The sequence below is a fragment of the Lysinibacillus sp. G4S2 genome (assembly GCF_030348505.1).
Classification (GTDB): Bacteria; Bacillota; Bacilli; order Bacillales_A; family Planococcaceae; genus Lysinibacillus.
In genome coordinates this window covers 742,644-760,966 of the sequence record NZ_JAUCFJ010000002.1, presented here as the reverse complement: position 1 = coordinate 760,966, position 18,323 = coordinate 742,644, and the positions used below count along the sequence as shown (strand labels likewise).

The 18,323-nt window shown below is 37.5% G+C and carries 11 protein-coding genes; 4 read left to right on the top strand and 7 right to left on the bottom strand.

All coding sequences use genetic code 11. The features are described 5' to 3' along the window. Nucleotides 1-252: 252 nt before the first annotated feature. The 4 genes from QUF91_RS04010 to QUF91_RS03995 are packed head-to-tail and all read left to right on the top strand — an operon-like array spanning nt 253 to nt 3,754. Complete coding sequence (locus QUF91_RS04010; protein ID WP_289416919.1) at nt 253-645, top strand: hypothetical protein; 393 nt, start codon at nt 253-255, stop codon at nt 643-645. Further along, nucleotides 624-1,133, top strand: coding sequence for a hypothetical protein (locus tag QUF91_RS04005; RefSeq protein WP_289416918.1), 510 nt, complete (start codon nt 624-626; stop codon nt 1,131-1,133). Before QUF91_RS04010 ends, QUF91_RS04005 begins: the two co-directional genes overlap by 22 nt. A gap of 4 nt (nt 1,134-1,137) precedes the next feature. Next, nucleotides 1,138-2,562: an MBOAT family O-acyltransferase gene (locus tag QUF91_RS04000; protein WP_289416917.1), complete on the top strand. Its 1,425-nt coding sequence runs from the start codon at nt 1,138-1,140 to the stop codon at nt 2,560-2,562. 10 nt (nt 2,563-2,572) lie between these two features. Further along, a complete protein-coding gene (locus tag QUF91_RS03995) occupies nt 2,573-3,754 on the top strand; it encodes an alginate O-acetyltransferase AlgX-related protein (RefSeq protein WP_289416916.1) in 1,182 nt (393 codons plus the stop codon). A 237-nt stretch (nt 3,755-3,991) separates the two neighbouring features. Here QUF91_RS03995 and QUF91_RS03990 read toward each other — a convergent pair whose 3' ends face one another. The 7 genes from QUF91_RS03990 to QUF91_RS03960 all read right to left on the bottom strand — a co-directional run bounded on the left by QUF91_RS03990 (nt 3,992) and on the right by QUF91_RS03960 (nt 18,287). Next, nucleotides 3,992-4,207, bottom strand: a complete 216-nt coding sequence (locus tag QUF91_RS03990) for a hypothetical protein (protein WP_289416915.1) — start codon at nt 4,205-4,207, stop codon at nt 3,992-3,994. 8 nt (nt 4,208-4,215) lie between these two features. Then, nucleotides 4,216-5,220, bottom strand: a complete 1,005-nt coding sequence (locus QUF91_RS03985; protein WP_289416914.1) for an acyltransferase family protein — start codon at nt 5,218-5,220, stop codon at nt 4,216-4,218. Between the two features lie 376 nt (nt 5,221-5,596). Further along, nucleotides 5,597-10,087, bottom strand: a complete 4,491-nt coding sequence (locus tag QUF91_RS03980; protein WP_289416913.1) for an endonuclease — start codon at nt 10,085-10,087, stop codon at nt 5,597-5,599. 86 nt (nt 10,088-10,173) lie between these two features. Continuing rightward, nucleotides 10,174-11,985 (bottom strand): bifunctional metallophosphatase/5'-nucleotidase, encoded by a 1,812-nt coding sequence (locus tag QUF91_RS03975; protein WP_289420020.1) that lies wholly within the window; start codon nt 11,983-11,985, stop codon nt 10,174-10,176. Nucleotides 11,986-13,141: 1,156 nt separating this feature from the next. Beyond that, the gene (locus QUF91_RS03970; RefSeq protein WP_289416912.1) at nt 13,142-15,064 is read right to left on the bottom strand and encodes a hypothetical protein; all 1,923 of its coding nucleotides are present in this window, start codon (nt 15,062-15,064) and stop codon (nt 13,142-13,144) included. 1,584 nt (nt 15,065-16,648) lie between these two features. Then, entirely contained in the window at nt 16,649-17,365 is a 717-nt protein-coding gene (locus QUF91_RS03965) for a hypothetical protein (protein WP_289416911.1), read from the bottom strand. A gap of 13 nt (nt 17,366-17,378) precedes the next feature. Continuing rightward, a complete protein-coding gene (locus QUF91_RS03960) occupies nt 17,379-18,287 on the bottom strand; it encodes a tyrosine-type recombinase/integrase (protein WP_289416910.1) in 909 nt (302 codons plus the stop codon). Nucleotides 18,288-18,323 lie beyond the last annotated feature (36 nt).

Sequence of the window (18,323 nt, the reverse complement as noted above, 5' to 3'; positions counted from 1 at the left end):
ACAAAAATCGACTTTTTACCAATATTTGATCAAAAACCATTAGTGAACAAATCGTGAATATACGTTACAATAAGGTAGGTAATTTATTCTTGTATTTCCTTGATTATATTAGAATTTTCTAGCAGTTTTGCAGATTATCAGTTATTTTGGCGATTTCTCGATATAATGTCGACGGTTTTATTAGGGTTTGGAACTTATTAACATGTTGTAGTGATATTATCGGCGATTTTTGTCTTATCAGCGGAGTTCGTGGTGTTATCGGCGGTTTTTGGCATTTTATTAGTGGTTTGGACGGTTTTATTAGCGATTTGGGGCAGCTTATTAGCCGGGGGGCGCGGTTTTATCAGCGATTTCCGACATTTTATCAGCGATGTTCACGATGTTACCAGCGATTTAGAGCATTTTATCAGCGGGGGTCACGATGTTATCAGCGATTCTAGCTTTTTATCAGCCATGTTCGCGATGTTATCAGCGATTCTGCCTTTTTATCAGCGATGTTCACGGTTTTATCAGCGATTCTACCTTTTTATCAGCGATGTTCACGATCTTATCAGCGATTCTGCCTTTTTATCAGCGGTGTTCGCGGTTTTATCAGCGATTCTGCCTTTTTATCAGCCATGTTCGTGGTTTTATCAGCGATTCTAGCTTTTTATCAGCTATGTTCGCGGTTTTATCAGCGATTCTGCCTTTTTATCAGCGATGTTCGCGATTTTATCAGCGATTCTAGCTTTTTATCAGCGATGTTCACGATTTTATCAGCGATTCTAGCTTTTTATCAGCTATGTTCGCGGTTTTATCAGCGATTCTGCCTTTTTATCAGCGATGTTCACGATTTTATCAGCGATTCTGCCTTTTTATCAGCGATGTTCGCGGTTTTATCAGCGATTCTGCCTTTTTATCAGCGGTGGGCGCGGTTTTATCAGCGATTTCTGCCTTTTTATCAGCGGTGTTCGCGGTTTTATCAGCGATTCTGCCTTTTTATCAGCGATGTTCGCGGTTTTATCAGCGATTCTGGCTTTTTATCAGCGGTGGGCGCGATCTTATCAGCGATTTCCGACATTTTATCAGCGATGTTCACGATGTTACCAGCGATTCTATTAGCAATTACACAATTATTAGAGATGGGGATTTGAAGGAATGGTTTTTAGTAGCCTTATATTTTTATATGTCTTTTTGCCATTAGTGCTCGTTGTGTACTTCATCTCTCCGAAGATGTTACGCAACACAATTTTACTATTGGCTAGTCTGTTCTTTTATGCATGGGGCGAACCGAAGTATGTACTTTTAATGATGATTTCCATTTTGCTCAACTATATTTTGGGGATCGTTATTGAAAATACAGTTGATCAGTCCAATCGAAAAGCGCTACTTTGGCTTGTTATTATGAGTAACCTAGCCATCTTAGGCTATTACAAATATGCTGGCTTTTTTGTGGATATTATTAACAACTATTTGGATAAGCCCATTGAATGGGAGGCTGTTCCGCTTCCAATCGGTATTTCATTCTATACGTTCCAGGCACTTAGCTATGTTATCGATGTTTATCGAAAAGATGTAAAGGCACAGCGTAATTTTTTAGATTTATCACTTTTCATTACACTGTTTCCACAGCTTGTGGCAGGACCGATTGTTCGTTATCAAACGGTTGCTGAGCAAATTAAAAAGCGTCTCTCTACAGCTGAGGATTGGATGATTGGTACGCGTCGCTTTGTTCAAGGGTTAGCTAAAAAAGTACTGATTGCGAATCCGATGGGTGAAGTCGCCGATCATGTCTTTAGTTTATCAGGTGGAGATTTAACGACGGGGACTGCTTGGATCGGTATCTTAGCTTACTCGTTACAAATCTACTTTGACTTCTCAGGTTATAGTGATATGGCCATTGGTTTAGCACGAATTTTTGGTTTTCATTTTGAAGAGAACTTTAACTATCCATACATTGCACAGTCCGTCACAGACTTTTGGCGTCGCTGGCATATTTCGCTTAGCAGCTGGTTCAGAGACTATGTCTACTTCCCACTTGGAGGTAGTCGTGTTAGCCACGAATGGAAGCTCTATCGAAATTTATTAATTGTGTGGACGCTAACGGGCTTTTGGCACGGGGCAAGCTGGACATTTATGGCTTGGGGTTTTTATTACGGTATATTAATTTGCCTCGAGAAATGGGTGCTTTTAAAATGGTTGGAACGTATTCCTCGTTTCTTACGCCATGTTTATATTCTTATTATCGTTCTGATAGGTTGGGTATTCTTTAGAGCGAATGACTTTACATATGCTTTTGATTTTATCAAAACGATGTTCGGCCTATCCGATGCTCCACTTTATAATTATGAAACGATTTTACTGGCGAAGGACTATGCCGTGTATTTTGTAGTCGCGATCATATTCGCTATGCCAATTTATAGACTTTATCACACTTGGAGCGAGCAAAAAGCGACGGCTTCCCTGTCATTTGATTGGAGTCTACGTCTTGTACAAACAATTTATTATGGGGCATTGTTGCTCTTTATCACGATGTTTTTAGTAAACGCAACACATAATCCATTCATTTACTTTAGATTCTAGGTGGGACAACATGCGAAAAATACAAATGTATCTATTACCAATAACCTTTTTTTGCATCATTTTCGGTGGCTTCGTCGTGCATGTGTTAACGGTGGATCGTCCGCAATCTGAAATGGAGAACCGTCCGTTAGAATCTGCAAACATTTCACCAAGCCCACAGGAGATCTTATCTGGGGCATGGTCAAAACAAGTAGAAACATATATTTCCGATCAATTTCCTGCACGTGATACATGGATGCGCAACTACGTTTACTTCCAACGTGCAATGGGGAAAACCTACTTAAACGATAAGTACGCAGTTGATGATGACAGCGGTTGGATTATTTCAAAGCCCGCTGAAGCAAAATCTGATGAAGAGCTTGCCTCCTTCGCTTCCGATTTACAAACACTAAGCGAAGGGCTTGCTGAAGAAAATATCCCGTTTACGTTTTACTCACTACCAGCTAAGGCGACTTACTCACGTGAGCCAAGTCCAAGCTATATGCCTGATGATGCGGGAATTGCCAATAATGCGCGCCTACATGAGCTTGTTACTGATGCAGATGTAGACAATATTCGTCTCTATGATGAAATGAAGAACGACTTTTCTGCTGAACGGAACTTCTACAAAACCGATCATCACTGGACAATGCGTGGCGCATACTCAGGCTACGAGGCACTAATGAAAACGATGAGCGAACGACTCGGTGAAACAATTGAGCCAATTCCATACGAGGAAGCCAATACTTATTGCTTACCAAATAAGTTTGCTGGCTCATGGAATAAAATCTTGTACATGACCGTCGATAACCAAGATCAAATTTGCTACAACGAGCCCGCTTCGTTCTCAACGCAATTTACAATCTATGATGGCACAATTGAAGATGGCGTCACGGCTCCATACGAGGCAGTATACGGTCGTGCCAAACAAACGAGTCCTGACAAAGTCGTAAACTATGCTGATGCTTACAGCCGAGACTTTGCAGAGCTCACGATTGTTAACAATGACTATGACAGCGATAAACATATCGTCGTCATCAAAGATTCATATTTTAATGCCATTCAATTTCATGTAGCAAGTCACTTTAAAAAGATGACGATTTTAGACTTACGCTATTTGGATAAAGATCTTATTCCTTATTTACAAAGCATGCACCCAGACTACGTCGTGCTTGCTTACAATGACCGTAATTTAAAATTGATGCCAGAGTGATGAGAGCTTTTAGTGTAGATATCATTTTTTAGCGGTGGTGTTTCAACCTTTAGCGGCGGGATTCGCTTGGTTGGCGGCGGAGATCTCACTTTTAGCGGCGGAATTGACTATGTTAGCGGCGATATTTCGACTTTTAGCGGCGGAACTGACTACTTTAGCGGCGCAACTTTCACTTTTACCGGCGGAATCTGCTTCTTTACCGGCGCAATTCCACTTTTACCGGCGGAACTGACTACTTTAGCGGCGCAATTCCACTTTTACCGGCGGAATCCGCTTCTTTACCGGCGCAACTTTCACTTTTACCGGCGGAATCCGCTTCTTTACCGGCGCAATTCCACTTTTACCGGCGATATCCGCTTCTTTACCGGCGGAAACGACTACTTTACCGGCGGAACCAACTATTTTTCCGGCGCACTCAAAAAAAGCAGTGATTTCTATAATAATAGAAATCACTGCTTTTACTATGTAGCACGCTTTTTTATTTTTCCAACTATCCACTGGCTATATGGAAGTAAAGAAATCAACTTCGTCAGCGTAATACAAACAACTAACGTCCACAGCATCAGCAAAGGTACTCGGACTAGTGTACGATCAAAGTGCTCTATAAACCAATCTGTCGATAGACGCAGAACCTCCCAATGAATGAGGTAGATCATAAATGAATATTGACTTAGCACTCGAACTGTTTTCGTATAAGGTATTGACTGTCCCCAGGCAATTACTAGTAATGCAGTACTTATAACAAGCGGCATTAAGTCAAGGCGTCTCGAATGTGTCTCTGTATAACCGAGTAGCATACGGATGTATAAAAAGGCAACAGATAGCACGAAGAATACAATCGTTGCGTAACGATACTTTTTCGCAAGCGCAGCAATCTGTGTATAATACACCCCCATCGCATAAGCAATGGCAAAATACCCAAGCCAACCAGTAAAGAGTAAACGAAACATTGACTCATTCTCTTCAAAAATCGGATATGGCAATGAAATCACTGAATGATGGACAAGCGTAATCAGCATACATAATGGTAAAAACCAAGCCATAGACCACTTAAAACGTTTCAACAACATAAAGACTACATATAGCTGTATAATGACCAAAACAAACCAGCCTACAAACTCACTGTAGACGATATTGCGGACAAATTTTTCCCAAAATAAGCCCTTGCTATAAATTAACTCCACAAGTAAAGCATCAATCATAGCCCATATTAAATAAGGTAAAAAAATATATTGAATTCGATTCGACCAAAAGTTACTCGGTATTTTATCCTGATAACGATTCGCCAAAATTAATATAGACAATAAAATAAACGTCGGTGTCGCATAACACAGCGCAATACGTAAAAACAGATAAAATGTCTGCTCTGGTATCGCACCAACTTCCATAATAATCCACGAAGAAGTGTGTAATAGTAAAATAGATAAACACGCCACCACACGTAGTAAATCCCACTCTTTAATCACAAAACATTCTCCTAAATATAGTTATCTCTCATTTAAGCATGTCATAATTTATCGAATAATGCAAAGGCAAGGCTCATCACCATAACGTGTGGTTGATTTCCATTCCGACTGGGGGCGTCCGATGAGCCGTTAATCTCCAAGGAGTCGACCAGTTCCAGGCCAATCAACTTACAAATGTCATCCACAACTTTTGGTGCTGAGTCAATGGCAATACTAGCAATCTAATTTTCTATGCTATAGGGGAAAGTTAGATACATTTAAATAGAAGAGAGACGAAATAAATGGAGAAGATTTCAAACCCTGAGTTGAAACGAGCACAATAAACGTCAAACGCCCACTTCGGGTTCAGGACTGAAGTGGGCGTTTTCTTTTTATTTTACCATATCTTTTCTACCCATTCAGGATGGTCGATAAATGGGTTGCGATTACCTTGGATTTCGTAGATTTTCTCATTTCTTTGTTTTTCATATTCGTCTACAGGATCTTGCTCGTGCCATTGTAAAAGAACAGAAAGTTTGCCGTGATAAGGGGCTGTTCCATTATTGACTTTGTCATTTAATTCTAGGTCAACCTTATCTCCATCCTCATAACGAGTTGCCATATAAAATAGAATTCGTGCGACATCACCTTTTACGCGATTAGGTGGTTCGAATGAATCTGAATCTTTAAGACAACCGTTGCAGCCTGCTACTGGGCTGCCGCCATTGTCGAAATCTAAATTTCCTCTTGAGCTATTTACTTGTACATCGGTTGCACGTAAGTGATGGATATCCGTTCCTGGTCCATTGCTTGTTCCAAAGTTACCGTGTGATTTTGCCCATGTATGCTCTCGGTTCCAGTTTCCTACATTGCCGCCGCTATTTGCTTTTGAACTTGATTTTCCAGAGTAAAATAAGATGACATTATTTAGGTTATTAGGATCTTCATCTGTATACTTTAATGCATTCCAAACTTCATCATAAGAAAGTACCTTTTGTTCAGAAATGATATCATGAAGCGCCTTTTTTAATGCTTCCCCCTCTTTGTTATATGCACCTGTATAATAATCATTGGCAACAACTGTGACACTGAAATTTGTTGTAACATTTTTTTTACCATCAGATGCTGTAACGCCTACAATATGGCTACCCTCTTCTAAATTAAGAGTTAGTACCTTGCCATTTACAGTTCCTTTTGTAGCTGTAAATGAAAGCTTGTCACCATCAGGGTCTGAGAAATGCTCTGTTAAATCAATGTTAATTGCCTCACCGACAGCTACAGTTTTGTTTGCTATAGGTTTTTTAATTATAGGTGCATTATTTTCAGCAGGCAAAGAAGGATCCGTAATAGGATCCCCCTTCGAATTTGTAAATTTAATTTGCTCAGGAGCTGCACCCTTTTTATATATTATCGATTGTATATCTAAATTTTCAGCGCCTCTTATTTCACTGACATTTGGACCTTCAATTGTGAGTGTTTTCACGCTATTGCCTTTAAGGTCGACAATCATCCCTGCTTTCACTGGACTAAGGATAACATCAGTCGTCTTAAAGCCGTCTCCATGTAGTTCTGCATATCTACCTTTAAGAAATACACCTTTTGGAATAACAGATTGAGCATCTAAATGCACTGCCACGCTTGGTTTATTGATTGTCAATTTGTTTGTTTTGTAGTTCTTAAAGTCATATACTATGTCAGGCTGAATCGGTTCAACACTTGAACCTTTCTTAACATCCATTTGAACCATTACAGGATCGTGGTCACTTGCACGACCAGCCATGTCCGTAAAATCAGCATTGATATGAAGAATATCAACAACTGTTTTGTCTGCTAAATTATTCGATACTAAAATATGATCTAATACTTGTGAATTCCCTTGAAATACGTATGTGTAACGATCAGACTCTTCCACTTTATTAATCATATTAGTCATTACTTGACCTTCATGAATTTTTAAAGCATCCGCAAATTGATAGTCGTTAAAATCGCCTAAAGAAACAATGTTTGCATCTGGATTTTTTGCTTTAATATCACTAACAAAATTATTAACAATTTGTGCAATTTTTTTACGTTGCCCTTCACTTCCGTATTCAGGTGGTTGCTTAGAACCAAATAATGGCGTATCTCCATTTTTAGAATTCCAATGGTTAGCGATCACTACTACATCTTCACCTTGGAATTCAAATTGTGCCGCTAAAGGTTTACGACTGCTAGTAAACGCTTCGTTTGTTGGATCAATACGGCCAGGGTTCAGTGTTAATTTCCCATCTTTATAACCTACAGCTGTTGTAGCATCTCCTGCTGGAATACCTTCCTTCAACTTCACTCGCTCTGGATTATACAGGAAGCCAACACGAATATTCGCATCTGGTGCTCCACCGTCTTGATTGTTGATAGGATCAATATTAACATACTTATATTCAACACCACTTGCAGCTTTGATCGCGTCAATTAGTCTTTGATAACTTTGATCTGCTTTTGAATCACCAGGAGAAGCGCCGTTGTTATCTTGCACCTCTGTTACCCCAACAATGTCTGGACTTCCCATGTCAATGCCAATTGCTCGTGCTAGCTTTTTCGCTTTATCATCAGTAGTAGAACTTTTGTTATTAGAGAAGTTTTCTAAATTGTAAGAGGCAATTGTTAACTTATCATCGGCTTTTACAATTTTTGTTTTCTCAGGTGATACAGTACCCTTTTGATGGGCGGCTTTCATTTCATCTAAAGAAGCATAGATTTTAAAGTTTTGATAGGAATAGCCTACGATTCCCGTAATAGGTCCTTTAAATTTATCACCTGTAGCAACTTCAAAATCTCGTGCAGCTGCATTCGGTTCTAATCGGAATTGAATTCTGTTTGGATTGGCATTTCCTTTCTCGTACAATACGCCACCGTGAATTGTATTTGTTGGTGCACTATCAAGTACTGTCACCAGATCTCCATGCTCCTGTGGTGCTACCGCTTTTACGTCCTCTACTTCCACCCGCATACCTTCAATGCTTTCCCAGAAATCTATAGCATCAATCGTTGGATTAAATGTTTGAAGCTGATCACTGTCAATGCTGCTTAAGGACATTTTTAATTTATCAAGTTTAATTGGTTTCGGTAGCGCAACACTATTTTTAACTACTTCTACTTTTCCGCCTTGATCGTTACGTACATTGATTTGTGTTGTTTTCAAATCTGTCTGCTGTCTGTCATTATAACCATCATAGGCAAATTCATTTACTTGCCCTTTAACAGATACTAAGTCCCCAACTTGAACTGGCCAAGGGTTTTTACCACTGTATAGTAAAATCCCTTCAGAAGTATTCGGATTTTTATCAGCTAAATCATCAGGTGTTTGAATGTTATAATACCAATTGTTATTTAATGAGAATGAATACGTTACAATTCCTTCAATGCCCTCAACAGTTTTACCATTGAATGGGGAATTATGATCGGCTCCTTGGATATCATGAATTTGTAATTTATCGGCAATGACATAATCAAACGTAGTTACTTCACTAAACGTACCATTTTTATCCTTAACAATTGCCTTTAATATAGTATTTTTATTGATTTCTATTGGCGTCTCATATTTAGAACTTTTATCAGTTGGCTCAGTGCCATCTAATGTGTAATAAATTTCTGCATCTGCAGTCGGTGTTGTCAACGTAACTGCTGTTTTCCCAGTAAACGTTCCACTTCCAGGAGATGCGATAGCAGGTTTTAATGCTGAGCTATCCACAACTATGTCTGCTTTTGAGCGTGGGATCACTTGATAGTCTTTATCATACTGTTGGACAATACCAGTGATAGATTCATAGGATGTACCGGCAGTTAATCCAAGTGAATTTGTTTCATCACGTACGAGGAAATTCGTTCCGTCATTTGCAGTATAGTTCGTCCATCCAGTCCCTTGCTGAGCATCTGAAAGCGTAACATTTTTTACGGTTACTAACTGTGACTCGTTATCTTCCGTTACTTGAGCACCAGTTACTACCTTTGGAGATGGTGCTCCGGCATTTTCAACTTTTCCAACGATTGTAGCCCCATCTAATTGTAATAATCCGTGATAGTCAACTAATTTACCTTTTAAAGTAACCTCATCTCCGACAGACAAAGGGAGACTAGTAGGTCGTACAGCAATACCACCTGTATCATCTTGGACAGAGAACGTATTTTTCAAGCCTGCCGCTACTTTACCTTTAATGGTTACAGTTTCACCCACACCTTTAGTTCTAGCATCTCCAATTGAGAGGATTGCCGGTGTTTCCGGGTCAACAGGATCAACAGGATCAACAGGTTCACCTGAATTGTCCATTGCGTGTTGCCCTAAATTAGAAAAATCATCAACTGAAGAAGAATTCCATTCCAAAGCCGAGTTAAATGGATCATTAATATTTTTATCACCCGACAAGACTGAACTCTTTCTTACTAAAGTTACATTTTCAGCAAATTTTATTTTTACACCGGCTTGTCCAATAGAGTCAACAACTTCCCCAGATTTCCTTAATACGATTGGATCATCACCATTGAAATTAATAACATTTGAGTCTACTAGATTTCCTTTAGCTTTAATGTTTGGGTCTGCATCTTTATGGTGTATAACATACGTAGCTCCGTTTTCTAAAATCCCTGTCAGACTCACTTTTTTATCCGCGTCAGCAGCTCCGTTCGTATGAAGCTCTAAAGTATAATTACTTAAATCAACCGCGGCACCTGTACCATTATATATTTCAATTGCTTTATTATAGGAACTACCTTCAATATACTCTGAAATGATTAAATCATTTGCTAATGCTTCGGCCTTAACTGTAAGTGGTGCTGCTGGTGCGACAACACTTGCAACTAGGGTTGTTGCTAAAAATGCATTTATCGGCTTTTTCCAATTCTTCTTCGACATCCAGTCAATTCCCCTTTCAAATTTAGGAAAGTTAGTTTATAAAATGCAAAGCCTTCCCTCTACTAAGAGAAGACTTTGCAAAAATATTATAGAATTGTTTCTCCTTTAACTGTGATTCCATCAAAGTTAACTTTTGTAGTATCTGTTTTTGAAAGATCTAGATTCCCTTCTACTTGTACGTTTTTAAAAGATAATTCATCCTTTACAGTACCTGTTATAATTAAATTTCCTTTCACTACCGCATTTTCTAATAAAGAAATATTTTTAATATCTACTGTTACATTTCCTTCATAAACTTTAGATTTACCAGCTGTACCAGAGAAATCTAATTCAGGGATAGTTTTATCAGGTACTTGACTATTAGCAACATCTACAATTCTTCCTTCAGTTTTTGGATCGACTTTGCCTAAGGACTTAAGTTGTTCAGCAAGGTTCTCCCAGTCAGACAAGCCTAAGTCTGTCACTCGCCCTTCCTCGTATGCCTTTTTAAAGACATCAAAGCCATCTCCACCTTTTGCAGTAAATGCATTTGTTGCTATTGTATAAGTTTCATTATCTTTGATGTCTACATAGTTCCCGTGTTTATCTTTATATGAAATTTTTACAATACGTTGACCTTTTGCCTTAGAAGAATCGAACTCTACCTTTGCACCAGAAACATGTAGGAATCCGCCATTTTCAGCAGGATATTGTCCAACACTAACTTCAAATGCTTCTTTCAACTCTTTTCCGGTTACTTCCATTGTCGCTAAAGTATTCCCGAATGGAAGTACTGTTATTACTTCACCAACTGTAATAGGTCCTTGATCAATTCCAGCACGAATACCTCCACCATTTTGAAGAGCCATAATAACGTCTTTATTATATTTTCGTGCTTTTTCAAGCATGCCATCTGTAATAACATTGCCTAAAGGTGTTTCATTTTTACGAACACTTGGTTTTGTATTATCTCCACCAGTACGTGGACTCTCTAACGCTACTAAAGCTTCTGCACCGATCTCTTTCTTTGAAACTTCTTCTACTTTCGCCTTATAAGGCTTTAACAGTTCTACTGCTTGTGCATCCTCAGTATAATCAGCTACTTTTAATAAAGCACCATTATGATTAACGACAACACCTTTTGGGTCAAAGGTAACATCTAAAGTACCTAAATAATCATTGTATTGATATGCTTGTACAATTACCGTTGGAGCTTTTGCTTGTCCAGTCGTATTTTTATTTACAACGGTTGGTTTATCTAGCTGAGTATGACTATGCCCACCTACAATAACATCGATACCTTCTACAGATTTTGCTAAGGTAAGATCATTATCATATGCAGGGTTGTCATCATATCCAATATGCGTTAAAGCTATTATTTTATTGACGCCTTTATCTTCAAAGGCTTTTACTGCTTTATTTGCTTCCTCAATATAGTTTTCGAATGCAACACTGCCTGGCGAAGAAATATCTTTTGTTTCTCCAGTAGTTAAACCAAAGATCCCAACTTTTTCACCATTAATTTCTTTAATAATACCGTTGTAGATTTTTCCGTTTTTAGGATCACTTGAAATGAGGTCTGTAAACAAACCAGTAAATTTCGCATCCCTAGAAAAATCAACATTTGAAGAAACAAACGGGAATTTTGCTCCCTTAATAAAATCAACTAAGGCTTGATGTCCTTCTGGTGTCGAGCCTAAATCAAATTCATGGTTTCCGAATGTCATCACGTCATAACCCATTAAATTCATAAACGCCAAATCAGCCTGTCCCTTAAATTCATTGAAATATAAAGTTCCAGAGAAGACATCGCCAGCATCCAAAAGTAATGAATTAGGTTTTTTAGCTCTAACCTCCTTAACTGCCGTCACCTTTCTAGCAATATTGTTTAAATTCGCATGTGTGTCGTTTGAATGCATTAACGACAAAGTAAACTTACCTTCGCTATTCCCACCTTATACCATCTCTCTATCTAGGCTTTCGGTTTGGGCATACACCGTACAGGCGACTTTCATCGCATACGGCGTGCCATCAATAATCGTAATATTAAAAACCTATTTCCCCACTACATATATATGTAAACATATTATTGTTAATGCACTATTTTAATAGTATCTATATTGTGTAAATTAAATGTAATAATAGAAAAATAGAAACTTTTATAGGAAATTAAATAAAATCTAATAGAATTCAATAATTTTTATAAATATTTACATTTATCTTAGATATTCCGCTATAAAAGAAATTGCCAATAACAAATAACTAAAAAGAAGGGCCTTTCTAACCAAGACTACATCAAGTAACTCTTCTTTCTAACCTGACTACTAGTATAAAGGGTAAAGCGGTTCCTATATTTATTAAAAAAGAGGCAATCACATACATGATTGCCTCAGATAAAATACCATATTGAAAGAAACAAATTTTTGGGGAAATAAGTTTCTTATAGAACTACTACTGACTGGGTTCCTTCGCTCCTGCTAGTTTTACCCTTCTCGTATGTTACCATACAAGTCCAAACGGCTAGCTATCCACACTACTATGAACCCGCTGCCATCCCTTCGGCCTCGCAGGTTTTCTATCGAACCTCTTCCGAAAAGACTTCAAACGTTCCATCGTCTTGTTCCCTCTTTTTAATGCCCTTAGGCTCCCACTATACAGTATGCACATTATCTGTTTAACAGTTCCTAAATTATACAGATAACCTCATCATTATTGCAAATGAAAGAATTATGCATGAACCCCTAGCAATTACGCACACATAATCGACACATACAACCTACATGGATTCGTCGTCCTAGCCATAGCCATTTTTTAAAGAACCCCGCCTCAACTCCTTGAGTACGACTTCACCTGACTTCACCCCTTTGAGCGGATAGACACTCGCACTGGATGCAGGAGGATTAGGCTCGTGAGCAAACGGAACTGTTTCCCACGCATCAGAACTTCCCTGATGAATACAAACACGATAGTTAGAAAAGACCCCATAGAGTCTAACTATTTCAAGTTAAATCCATGGGGTCGTAATCTACTTATTTCACTAGCAAGCTAGTTTATTAAGTAACGTTTCGTTTAGTTTTATTTAGAAGCTACTTCAGCAATCCATTTTGTTTTTGCAGCATCATACTTAACAGTAATTTTTGCTGGAGTTTCTTTAGCATCTTTAGCAGTTAAAGATACGTCGAAAGTAAATGTATTCGTGAAAACATTAGTTAAATCAATTGGAGCTAAATTTTTATCAGCAACAGTTAATTTAAGTTCACCAGTAGCAGTTTTCGCTATAGTTGCAATAGAATCATCAGCACCAGTAGCTGTTTTTGGAACTGTAACAAAGTCAACATCAGTTAACGCAGCGTCACTAGATGTAAATGTGAATGTTAGTTCATTTTTATTTGTACCAGCAGCCACTACTTCACTAGCTTTTACTTTTGTAACATCAAATGTAGCTTTTAGCTTAAGATCTTTTACAGCTGTTTCTAATGCAGTTTTTGCATCTTTTAATTGTTGAGTAGTTGATTTAGCATCAGCTAAAACTGTTTCTGCAGCAGTTACAGCAGCAGTTGCTTTAGTAGCGTCAGCAGGAATATACTCATTAGCTTTTACTGCTTTGATTGCAGCATCAAGTGCATCTTTAGCAGCTTTGTTATCTTGATCTACTTTTGGAAGATCTTTCACTGCTGTTTCTAATGCAGTTTTTGCATCTTTTAATTGTTGAGTAGTTGATTTAGTATCATCTAAAACTTTTTTCGCTGCATCTACAGCTGCTTGTGCTTTAGCAGGTTCAACATAATCAGAAACTTTTACTCCATCAATTGCATCTTTAAGTGCTTTTGCTGCATCAGCAACAAGAGCGTCCTGTGGAGGAGTGGCACCAGCATCAACAGAAAGTACATAGAATGTTACTACATCATCTTTCACTTCATAAGTTGCTTTTACTCCTTTTGATGCATCTTTAAGAAGTTCAATGAATTGAGTTTCAGAAAGTGGTGCACTATTTACATTTTTATATACATATTTCTTACCAGATTCACCAGCATATTTTACAGCTTCTTTATCGCCATCTTTATCATTAAATACGATAGTTTTCTTATCAGTATTGAATGATTTAATTGTACCAGTGAATAGGTTAGTTACTTCAGATGTTGAAGTGAATGTAGCTGTTGCATCTTTAGAATGGAATGAGAATTCTTTAACAACTTTTCCATTTTCATATTTCTTAGCAACACCTGTAGCTGAAACTTTTACTGAAGTAGATTTACCATCTACAGCTGTAACATTAATTGTACCATTGTCAGCAATTACAGAATTAACACGATTTGAACCTACAGTAATTTTTCTTGGTTCCTTATCGTAAGTATATTCTACTAAAACTTCGTTAGCACCAGTGTTTTCAATAGAGTAAGATACTTCATTAGTTGTGTATTGAGAGTCCTTCTCTGTTTTGCCACTTTGGTTCACAAGAACTACTTCAAATTTTGCTGCTTCTTTTCCAACATACTTAGAAGTTTCATCGCCATTTTTATCTTTAGAAACTAATTTAGCACCATTAATAGTTGGAGCTTGGAAGTAAGAAATTGGAGCAATTGCAGTAGGCTCACCTTTATCTAAAGTACCAGTTTTTCCGCTTTGATAGTTAACATCGATCCAAACAACCGGTGTAGCATATGAGTTTGCTTTGTCGTTACCGATAACAAAAGTTGCTTCACCTTTTGAGTCTGTTTTAACAATAATTGCCTTAGCATCAGTATTGTATTTATTTTCCCAATCAATTTGTTTATCATCATCTACTTTAACAAACTTAGCATCAGTAGTTGTAGAGATAACTCCATCAATGTCTTCGTTGAACGCAACATTTACAGTTTCATTTGCTGCTAATTTACCATCTTTAGTTTTTACAACAACTTTATATTTACGTCCGTTTTTATAACCAGTAGCAGCCTCTTCACCGCCATCACGAGTTACTTCAAGAGCATAATCAGCTTGTGTTGCACCAAATTTCACTTTTGGAGCAGTTGCTTGTAATGCATCAGCGTTATATTTTTGAGCAGGAGCTGTTTGACCAGAAACTGTTTCACCAATAAATACTACTGGAGTTACTTCAGCATTTGAACCAGTTACAGTGAATGTAGCCTCACCATTAGTATCAGTTGTGATTTGTGCAGCTGTAGTATTTGAATTGCTAGTTTGAACTACTTTAACACCGTTAACAGTAACATTTTGTAGTTTATCAACAGTTACATCAATGTTTTCTTTAACAGAAACGTTTAATGTTTTACCTGATACTGGTTTACCAGTGTCTGGATCTTTGTAAGTTACTTTATAAATCTTGTTAGCACCGTTGTTGACAGTAGAACCTGTAGTTACTTCAGTAATAGTTAATGTTGTATCAACAGCCCAGAATACATAGCCAGTTGAGAATTTAGAACGGTCACCGTTAGCGTATACAGTTACTGTATCGTTTGTTGCAGCATAACGAGTGTAAGTGTAAGTAGCGATACCTTCCTCGTTAGTTACAGCTTCAACTGTTACAGGAGCTTTTACTCCGTTAGCAGAACCTGGGATGAAGAATGTTACTGGAACACCAGCTTTAGAAGCACCTTCAGCTACAGTTACTTGTGCTTTAAGTGTTACTTGTTGACCAAGTTTACCTTGAGTTGATTTTTCAACTAACTCAACTTTAGTTGGTACTACAGCTGATACACCTTTGAATTTACCGATTTCTTCGCCAGCAAGAGATACAGTGTACTCTTTGTCAGCTGTTTGTGGTGCAGTAGTTAAAACAACAACTTTTTTGTTAGTTTGTTTTACAGCTGCGTTCTTAACTTCTAAATCTTTGATTTCGAATTTAAGAGCTTGTACGTTGTCAACTTCTTCGTCAAATGTTACTTCAACAGTTGTGCTGTTGATAGCTTTTTCTTAAGTGGGTTTTCTCTAATTTTTGTAGACCACTCTAACCCTTGTGCCGCATGGATTTATGAGAATCTTCAAAATGAGATATAGTAAAAGTATAAATAAATTATAGTGAAATTATCGTAGATTTACTAAAGCACATCATAATTTTTGTAGACCAAAATTCTAGTTATTTTCCCGTCACTCCCGCATGAAAACCCGACACAACTCGATGAGACACATCAAATTCCCGAAAATCCCGTAAAAATTGAAGAAACAATCAAAAACAAAACTTTGAAATTCTACTACATTAAATAGACTTATGAAGTAACAAGGTAAAAACAATGAAAAAACATGTTCTGTTAGAAGTAATCCTTTATTTAAAGGATTCTATAAAAGAAAAATAACAACTGTTTGGTTAACTGCCTATAACATAACAGTCTTAAATATGGACAAAAAAATTTACTCTTTGATTTTAAAGGTAACGAATTCAGTAAGGTTTATTTTCCCTAATAGTTCATTTTCAAATCAATAATATAATCCTCTCCACTTAATAGAACTTTTTCTATCAAGCATCTCATTTTGAAGAAAAGCGGGATTTCCGGGCAACCCTTGGCACACAAGGATTCAGAACGGGTTTTACAGACGGGACGTACGGGTAAAAAAAGAACACAACCGAAGTCATGTTCTATTTTGTTAGGTTGTTGCTTGTCGTAACTGTTCCTCGTAGCCATGTCGCTCTAAAAATTCTGCTAGTGCAGTTTCTATGATAGACCTTTGGGTGATGTTGTATTCTTTTTGATAGTCTTCTAGCAGAGCAGCGGCACTAGAGGCAAGTGTTAGTGTTTTGTTTACTTTATTACCTTTGAATCGATATGTCTGCAAACTACCCGTTTGTTCAGTTTGTAGTAGATGGAGAAGCTTTTCTTGATGACGTACCAATAATTGTACAATTGCTTCCCCGTCCAATGCACCTACAGGTAAAGTAATTGGTTGCTCTGATTCAGCAACATCTGTTTTACTAGATTCATCGTACCGATAGTTCCCTATCTCCTCATCCCAGATGTATCCTTGTCCTTTCATGTATTGTCCCATTTCTTCTATAGACCCAAAACCTTGCTTTGATACAGTCTGTCGTATGTTGGGATTCTTTACATCCAGCATCCGTACAATTTGAGCAGCTTTTGTATTGACTTCTTGAATGGCAATTTCTAGTTTCGGTTCATTATTTTCCTCCTTAATTACATACGTTTGTTCCTCCCTACACCAACGGAATCCTTTTCTTCGCATATAGATGTCCACAGACTTTGGATTTTGTTCATAGTAATCACCGAGGTCATCTTTACTATATCCCTCTTTCAGTAACTCTAAGACCGTCGCTACTTTTTCATCTTGGAATACATCATCAATCATACGAATCCCTCCTTTAGTTTAGAAATTTAATTGTATTAACAGCTTGCTGCAAATCCTCTTGGTCAGCGTGCATGTAAATGGATGTCGTACGCACATCTGCATGACCTAAAAGTTTTGAAATGATAGCTACATGAGTATCTGTTTGTACTAATTGTGAGGCAAAAGAATGGCGAAGAACGTGACTTGTTACGTCTTTTTCAATTCCAGCTGCTTTTGCTGCTTTTTTCAGCTCCTGATTGACGTATTGCTGACTAATACCACCAGATTTCGTTACAAAGAAATTTAAAGATTTTGTTCGTGAGCGATGTCTATCCTTATAAAATGTAAGATGTTTAATGAGTTCGTCATTTAGTGGCACATCCCGATTTTTACCTCCCTTTCCTTGAATCACATGAAGAATCTTGTTCTCAAAATCTACATCCTGTAATCGTAAATTTATCGCCTCATTAATACGTAAACCTGTATTACTCATAAGAATAACAACATATTTTATAGTTACTTGTGGAATTTTGGCTACTATCGCTTGTATCTCCTCTAGTTTTAAAAAAGTACGTTCTTTTCTTGTAGCACGTATACGATCCACATCGTCTGCTGGATTAAATGACAACCAACATTTCTTTATAGCAAACTTACAAAAATATGAGATAGAATTAATTTTTCGATTAATGGATGTAGGTGTCAGCTTTCTCTTTCTTAACATCTTTACATAGGCTTCAATAGCTTCCGTTGTAATGCTTTCCATAAATACAGGTGCATTATTATCCTTAATTAAGAATTTCTGAAATTGATTAAGGTCAACCGAATAGCCACGAATTGTTTCACCGCTTAGCTGCTTATTCTTTAAAGTCTCAAGGAACATTTCTTTAGATATACTAAACATCGGAATGTTATCCGTTACCGTATTTTCTGTTTTACTTCTCATATTAACTCCTCCCCAAAAATAGGTAGCAGTTGATAT

Bases quoted from the DNA above. Each gene is read 5' to 3' on its own strand.
- QUF91_RS04000 (WP_289416917.1), top strand. From the start codon at position 1,138: ATGGTTTTTAGTAGCCTTATATTTTTATATGTCTTTTTGCCATTAGTG.
- QUF91_RS03995 (WP_289416916.1), top strand. From the start codon at position 2,573: ATGCGAAAAATACAAATGTATCTATTACCAATAACCTTTTTTTGCATC.
- QUF91_RS03980 (WP_289416913.1), bottom strand. From the start codon at position 10,087: ATGTCGAAGAAGAATTGGAAAAAGCCGATAAATGCATTTTTAGCAACA.
- QUF91_RS03975 (WP_289420020.1), bottom strand. From the start codon at position 11,985: ATGCATTCAAACGACACACATGCGAATTTAAACAATATTGCTAGAAAG.
- QUF91_RS03965 (WP_289416911.1), bottom strand. From the start codon at position 17,365: ATGATTGATGATGTATTCCAAGATGAAAAAGTAGCGACGGTCTTAGAG.
- QUF91_RS03960 (WP_289416910.1), bottom strand. From the start codon at position 18,287: ATGAGAAGTAAAACAGAAAATACGGTAACGGATAACATTCCGATGTTT.